The sequence below is a fragment of the Mycobacterium sp. genome (genome assembly GCF_050701515.1).
Lineage (GTDB): Bacteria > Actinomycetota > Actinomycetes > Mycobacteriales > Mycobacteriaceae > Mycobacterium.
In genome coordinates this window covers 1-6,400 of the sequence record NZ_JBOGDB010000163.1, presented here as the reverse complement: position 1 = coordinate 6,400, position 6,400 = coordinate 1, and the positions used below count along the sequence as shown (strand labels likewise).

Sequence of the window (6,400 nt, the reverse complement as noted above, 5' to 3'; positions counted from 1 at the left end):
GGTCGAGGCGATGTGGCCCGCGGACCCGGCGGGGGAGCGTCGCGACGACGTCGATCGTGGGGCGGCGCTGGTGCGCCGGGCGATGTCGGGCCGACTCGAGGTCGCGGGCGGCGACACCGACGACTGGGCCGCCGACGTCGACGCGCTGCTCGCCGAGCGGGATCGCGGGCCGCGGAAGGCGACCGCGCGGCTGCCCGCCCAGCTGTCGGTCAGCAGCCTGGTGGAACTCGGCCGCGACCCCGATGCGGCGGTGCAACGGCTGCGCCGCCGGCTGCCGGTCCGGCCCGATGCGCATGCCCTGCTGGGCACCGCGTTCCACGATTGGGTGCAGCGCTTCTACGGCGCCGAGCGGCTGTTCGACCTGGATGACCTGCCCGGCGCGGTGGATGGCGAGCTGGCCCGCGCCGACGCCGAGGGCCTTGCCGAGTTGCAGGCCGCCTTCGCGGCGTCGCCGTGGGCCACCCGCACTCCGGTTGACGTGGAGGTTCCGTTCGACATGGTGATCGCGGGCACCAGCAACACAATAGTGCGGGGACGCATCGACGCGGTGTTCGACGACGGCGACGGGGGCGTCACTGTGGTCGACTGGAAAACCGGTGAACCCCCGCAGACGCCGGAGGCCGAACGGCACGCCGCCGTTCAGCTCGCGGTCTACCGGTTGGCATGGGCGGCGCTGCAGGGCCGCCCGGCCACTTCGGTCCGCGCCGCGTTTCACTACGTGCGGTCCGGCCAGACCGTCACTCCCAAATCGCTGCCCGAGCCGGACGATCTTGTCGCGCTGCTCGAGGCGCACGCGGCTTAGGTGCTGCGATACACCTTGAGCGCCGTGCTGATCATCGGAATCTGCAGCGGCAGCCGGGCGATCGCGGCCAGCCGCATCGGCCACGGCCTGTCCCACCACAGCCGCACCATATTGATGTTGCCGGGGAACACCCCGAGGAAGACGGCGACCGCGGCCGCCGCGCCCAGCTTGCGGGTGCGCGGCGCCAGCTGGGGGCACCTCCCGCTTGCGGGGGACAGCGCACCGGTGGTCAGCTCGGCCACGCCCGATGCGTAGGTGTAGAGCCGCGGGCTGCCCGGCAGTTCGGCCGGAATGATGTCGTCGAACGGCTTGGGCATCAAGAAATGCGTCGTGCCGACGCCGAGCAGCAGGGCCGCCAGGCGATAGGCGGGAACCGGGCTGACGATCTGCTGCAGTTCGGGCGGCGGGGAGGTCATGGTTACATTGTGCTGGTGCGGCAGTCCCACGCGGTGACGGACCCTAGTGGCTAAGGGAAGATTGCGTCGTCGGCTCCGTAGGTTCGACGAGTCGCTGGCCGATCGACCTGTCCACGCCCTGACCGACACGGTGCAGATTCCGACCGAACCGGTCAGTCCGGCCCGGCGCATCACCGTGCGGGTCGTCTATGCCCTGGTGGTTCTGTTCGCGGTGGTGCTCATCGTCTACATCGACCGCGACGGGTACCGCGACTCCCAGGAAAACGAGCTGACGTTCCTGGACTGCCTGTACTACGCGACGGTGTCCCTGTCGACCACCGGATACGGCGACATCACACCCATCACGCCTGAGGCTCGGCTCGTCAACGTCCTGGTCATCACACCGATGCGGATCGCGTTCCTGATCGTCCTGATCGGCACGACGGTAGAAACGCTCACCACGCAGTCGCGGCAGGTCTACCAAATCCAGCGATGGAGGAACAAAGTGCGCAACCACATCGTGGTCGTGGGTTACGGCACCAAGGGCAGGACCGCGGCCGCCGCAATGGTCGGCGACGAGGTCGCACCGGCCGACATCGTCGTCGTGGACACGGACGCGGCCGCGCTCGAGCGCGCCAAGAGCGCCGGCCTGGTCACCGTGCGCGGCAGCGCGACCGACTCGGAGGTGCTACGGCTGGCCAGCGCTCAGCACGCCAAGGCAATCATCGTGGCGACCAATCGTGACGACAGCGCGGTACTCGTCACCCTCACCGCGCGCGAGCTGGCGCCAAAGGCCAAGATCATTGCCGCGGTCCGCGAGGCCGAAAATCAGCATCTGCTGGAGCAGTCAGGTGCGGACTCGAGCGTGGTGACATCCGAGACCGCGGGCCGGCTACTGGGCATCGCCGTGCAGACCCCGAGCGTCGTCGAGATGATGGAAGATCTGCTGACACCCGACGCCGGGTTCGCCATTTCCGAACGCGAGGTCACCCCAAAAGAGGTCGGCGGCTCGCCGCGGCATCTTTCCGACATCGTGCTGGGCGTGGTGCGGGCCGGCCAGCTGCTGCGCGTCGACGACCCGCAGGTCGACGCGCTCGAACTCGGCGACCGGCTGCTCTACATCCGCAGCGCGGACTCCGATCGATGAGCTCGTTCGAGCTGCGCAATGTGCCGTTGCTGTCCCGGGTCGGCGCGGACCGTGCCGACGCGTTGCGCACCGACATCGACGCCGCGACCGCCGGTTGGCCCGATGCCCTTGTGCTGCGGGTGGATTCGCGCAACCAGGTGTTGATCTCCGAGGGCCGGGCGGTGCTCGGCACGGCCGCCAAACTCGGCGACCGGCCACCCGGGCACGCGGTGTTCCTTGGCCGCATGAAGGACGGCAGGCACGTGTGGGCGGTGCGCGGCGCACTGGAGGCGCCCGAGGATTCCGAGCACGAAACCGAGGTGCTCGACCTGCGCCGGGCGGGCCAGATCTTCGACGACGTCAGCGCGCAGTTGGTGGCGACCGCGACCGCGCTGCTGAACTGGCATGACAGCGCGCGGTTCAGCACCGTCGACGGCGCCCCGACGAAATCGGCCAAGGGCGGCTGGTCGAGGGTCAACCCGGTCAACGGCCACGAGGAGTTTCCGCGCATCGACCCGGCGGTGATCTGCCTGGTTCACGACGGGCACGACCGCGCCGTGCTGGCCCGCCAGACCGTGTGGCCGGAGCGGTTGTTCTCGCTGCTGGCCGGATTCGTCGAGGCGGGCGAGTCGTTCGAATCGTGCGTGACCCGCGAGATCGCCGAGGAAATCGGCCTGACCGTGCGCGACGTGCGCTACCTGGGCAGCCAGCCGTGGCCGTTTCCGCGGTCGCTGATGGTCGGTTTCCACGCCATCGGTGACCCCGAGCAGGAGTTCGCCTTTCACGACGGGGAGATTGCCGAGGCGGCCTGGTTCACTCGCGCCGAGATCCGCGAGGCGCTCGAGCACGGCGACTGGAGCAGTACTTCGCCGTCGCGCCTGCTGCTGCCGGGCTCGATCTCGATCGCTCGCGAGATCATCGAATCCTGGGCGGCCCTGGGCCCACGCGCCAGCTGGGGAGACTAAGCCGCCAGCTTGGACTTGACCTCGCGCGCGCTCGGGTTGGTCAACGTGGATCCGTCGGCGAACTTCAGCGTCGGCACCGTCTGGTTTCCGTCGTTGACCGACATCACGAATTCCGCGGCAGCGGGATCGTTTTCGATGTCGACCTCGGTATAGGGGATGCCCTCGGCCTTCAGCACCGTCTTCAGCCTGAAGCAGTAGCCACACCACGACGTGGTGTACATGGTGACCGGAGCGGCGCTGGCTGTCATGACGGCTTCAACGTATCCGGGCCCGTCAATATTGCCGAATTCGGCGCGACGCGGGCGTCGCGGTGACCGGGCTTTGTCGGTGCGCCCTGCCATGATGGACGCCATGCCGGTGGTTGCCCCGTCATCGCATCTCGATGAGCTCGATGACGAACAGCGCGACGCCGTGCTGGCCGCACGCGGCCCGGTGTGCGTGCTGGCCGGGGCCGGGACCGGGAAGACCAGGACGATCACCCGGCGCATCGCACATCTGGTGAGGGCCGGTCACGTCGCCGCGGGCCAGGTGCTGGCCGTGACGTTCACCCAGCGCGCCGCCGGCGAGATGCGGGGCCGGTTGCGGGCGCTGGACGACGGCACCGGCACCGGGTCGGTGCAGGCGATGACGTTTCACGCCGCGGCTCGTCGACAGTTGCGGTACTTCTGGCCCCGGGTGGTCGGCGACACCGGCTGGCAGCTGCTCGACAGCAAGTTCGCCGTCGTCGCCCAGTCCGCGAACCGGGCCGGCTTACACGTCAGCACCGAAGACGTGCGCGACCTGGCCGGTGAAATCGAGTGGGCCAAGGCGTCGCTGATCAGTCCGGAGGGTTACGCCGCCGAAGTCGGCAAGGCCGGCCGCGACATCCCGCTGGAGGCTGCCAAGGTGGCAGGTGTCTATGCCGGCTACGAGACGCTCAAGGCCCGCCACGACGGGACGGCGCTGCTCGATTTCGACGACCTGCTGCTGCACACCGCCGCCGCAATCGAGAACGACGCCGCGGTGGCCGAGGAGTTCCGCGACCGATACCGCTGCTTCGTCGTCGACGAATACCAGGACGTCACCCCACTACAACAGCGGGTGCTCGACGCCTGGCTGGGTGATCGCGACGACCTGACCGTCGTCGGCGACGCCAACCAGACCATCTACTCCTTCACCGGCGCCTCCCCGCGTTATCTGTTGGACTTCTCGCGGCGGTTTCCGGATGCCGCCGTGGTGCGCCTGGAACGCGACTACCGGTCGACCCCGCAGGTGGTCTCGCTGGCCAACCGGGTGATTGCCGCGGCCCGCGGCCGGGTAGCCGGCAGCAAGCTGCACCTGGTCGGCCAGCGCGATGCCGGCCCGGCACCCTCATTCACCGAGCACCCCGACGAGGTGGCCGAGGCCGCCGCGGTCGCCAAGCGGATAAAGCGGCTCATCGAATCCGGTACGTCCCCAGCCGAGATCGCGGTGCTGTACCGGATCAATGCCCAGTCCGAGGCGTACGAGGAAGCGCTGACCGAAGCCGGCATCGCATTCCAGGTGCGCGGCGGCGAAGGGTTCTTCAGCCGTCAGGAGATCCGGCAGGCGCTGGTGGCGCTGCAGCGCGCTACCGAACGCGGCGTCGACGCGTCGGCCGCCGAATTGCCGCCGTTGGTGCGTGAACTGCTCGAGCCACTCGGGCTGATCGCCGAACCGCCTGCCGGCACCCGGGCCAGGGAGCGGTGGGAGGCGCTGACCGCGCTGGCCGAACTCGTCGACGACGAGGTGGCGCAGCGGCCGTCGCTGGATCTGGGTGCGCTATTGGCCGAGCTGAGGCAGCGAGCCGACGCCCGCCACCCACCGGTGGTGCAGGGCGTCACGCTGGCCTCGCTGCACGCGGCCAAGGGTCTGGAATGGGATGCGGTCTTCCTGGTCGGGCTTGCCGACGGCACGCTGCCCATCTCGCACGCGTTGGCGCACGGCCCTGACAGCGAGCCGGTCGAGGAGGAACGCCGGCTGCTCTACGTTGGAATCACCAGGGCCAGAGTGCATTTGGCGCTGAGCTGGGCGCTGGCCCGCAATCCGGGCGGCAGGCAGAGTCGACGACCCTCCCGCTTCCTCAACGGCATCGCCCCACAGTCGCCGGCCGATGCACCGAGCCGGCCGCGTCGGCAACGTGGGGCCAGCCCGCGCTGCCGCGTCTGCAACGGCACGCTGGCCACGCCCGCATCAATCATGTTGCGTCGCTGCGAAACCTGTCCGTCCGACATCGACGAGGAGCTGCTCGCTGCGCTCAAGGACTGGCGGCTGCGGACTTCCAAGGACATGAGCGTCCCGGCATACGTGGTGTTCACCGACAACACGTTGATCGCGATCGCCGAGACGCTGCCCACCGACGATGCCGCGCTGGTGGCGATTCCCGGCATCGGCGCCCGCAAGCTCGAGCAGTTCGGTCCCGATGTGCTGGCAATGGTCCAGGGCCGCCAAACGTCGTAGAGATCATGCCAAATCCGCTGGTCAGAAAATCGTTTGTGAAAAGGGCCTGATAGGCTCTAGCCTCAGGAGCACACCCGAGCGGACGAGAGGAGGGTGCTGCGATCATGGCGATTATCAATGCGTTCACCGGCGTAGGCACGGCCGGCATGGCGCGAACCCTCCATGTCACCGAGGCCATTGCCGCCGCTGCGCACCCCGCTGCCGCTGCGATTGCGCCGCGTAAGCGCCACACCGCCACCGCGATTGTCGCGTCCGTGAATCGGGGCACCATCTAGGAGAGCCCACGAAAAGCCGAAATGGCCACGGACCGCAATCACCGGATCCGTGGCCATAGTTTTTGGGGGACCCCCAATCACCTGGTCGCAGATCCAAAGAACCGCCAATCAACGACCAGGAAAGCAGGTGAACGGACATGTCGGGCCTGACATGCCGCAAGAAATCGCCGCCGGCCGTGCCATGTCATGTCGGAGATCCCGACTTGTGGTTCGCGGAAAGTCCCGTCGAGCTGGAGCGGGCCAAGGCGCTGTGCGCCGACTGCCCGATCCGGCGTGAGTGCCTGGCCGCGGCGCTGGAACGCGGTGAGCCGTGGGGTGTTTGGGGTGGCGAGATCCTCGAGCGCGGCACGATCGTGGCGCGCAAGCGCCCGCGCGGCCGG

The 6,400-nt window shown here is 68.8% G+C and carries 8 protein-coding genes; 6 read left to right on the top strand and 2 right to left on the bottom strand.

Features of this window, described 5'->3' with window-relative positions:
- The coding region (locus tag ACRDU5_RS13810) for a RecB family exonuclease (RefSeq protein WP_526615133.1) at positions 1-802 on the top strand (802 nt) is incomplete at its 5' end.
- On the opposite strand, the gene ACRDU5_RS13805 is transcribed toward ACRDU5_RS13810, so the two are convergent.
- Entirely contained in the window at positions 799-1,218 is a 420-nt protein-coding gene (locus ACRDU5_RS13805) for a DoxX-related protein (protein WP_526615132.1), read from the bottom strand. The two genes, ACRDU5_RS13810 and ACRDU5_RS13805, sit on opposite strands and share 4 nt — an antisense overlap.
- Before the next feature lie 46 nt (positions 1,219-1,264).
- On the opposite strand from ACRDU5_RS13805, the gene ACRDU5_RS13800 reads away from it, so the two are divergent.
- On the top strand, positions 1,265-2,344 hold the full coding sequence (locus tag ACRDU5_RS13800) for a potassium channel family protein (RefSeq protein WP_526615130.1): 1,080 nt from the start codon (positions 1,265-1,267) through the stop codon (positions 2,342-2,344).
- The gene (gene nudC, locus ACRDU5_RS13795) at positions 2,341-3,288 is read left to right on the top strand and encodes an NAD(+) diphosphatase (RefSeq protein ID WP_526615129.1); all 948 of its coding nucleotides are present in this window, start codon (positions 2,341-2,343) and stop codon (positions 3,286-3,288) included. The genes ACRDU5_RS13800 and nudC overlap by 4 nt, the downstream gene beginning before the upstream one ends.
- Here nudC and mrx1 read toward each other — a convergent pair.
- A complete protein-coding gene (mrx1, locus tag ACRDU5_RS13790) occupies positions 3,285-3,536 on the bottom strand; it encodes a mycoredoxin Mrx1 (protein WP_526615128.1) in 252 nt (83 codons plus the stop codon). The genes nudC and mrx1 overlap by 4 nt on opposite strands.
- Positions 3,537-3,639: 103 nt before the next feature.
- On the opposite strand from mrx1, the gene ACRDU5_RS13785 reads away from it, so the two are divergent.
- The 3 genes from ACRDU5_RS13785 to ACRDU5_RS13775 form a co-directional block, all read left to right on the top strand.
- On the top strand, positions 3,640-5,745 hold the full coding sequence (locus ACRDU5_RS13785) for a UvrD-helicase domain-containing protein (RefSeq protein ID WP_526615127.1): 2,106 nt from the start codon (positions 3,640-3,642) through the stop codon (positions 5,743-5,745).
- Between the two features lie 104 nt (positions 5,746-5,849).
- Positions 5,850-6,020 carry a hypothetical protein gene (locus ACRDU5_RS13780; protein ID WP_526615126.1) on the top strand — a complete coding sequence of 57 codons (171 nt, stop codon included), beginning with the start codon at positions 5,850-5,852 and terminating at the stop codon, positions 6,018-6,020.
- A 137-nt stretch (positions 6,021-6,157) separates the two neighbouring features.
- Positions 6,158-6,400, top strand: a 243-nt coding sequence (locus ACRDU5_RS13775) for a WhiB family transcriptional regulator (RefSeq protein WP_526615125.1), incomplete at its 3' end; no start/stop codon positions are given.

Bases quoted from the DNA above. Each gene is read 5' to 3' on its own strand.
- ACRDU5_RS13805 (WP_526615132.1), bottom strand. From the start codon at position 1,218: ATGACCTCCCCGCCGCCCGAACTGCAGCAGATCGTCAGCCCGGTTCCC.
- nudC (WP_526615129.1), top strand. From the start codon at position 2,341: ATGAGCTCGTTCGAGCTGCGCAATGTGCCGTTGCTGTCCCGGGTCGGC.
- mrx1 (WP_526615128.1), bottom strand. From the start codon at position 3,536: ATGACAGCCAGCGCCGCTCCGGTCACCATGTACACCACGTCGTGGTGT.
- ACRDU5_RS13785 (WP_526615127.1), top strand. From the start codon at position 3,640: ATGCCGGTGGTTGCCCCGTCATCGCATCTCGATGAGCTCGATGACGAA.
- ACRDU5_RS13780 (WP_526615126.1), top strand. From the start codon at position 5,850: ATGGCGATTATCAATGCGTTCACCGGCGTAGGCACGGCCGGCATGGCG.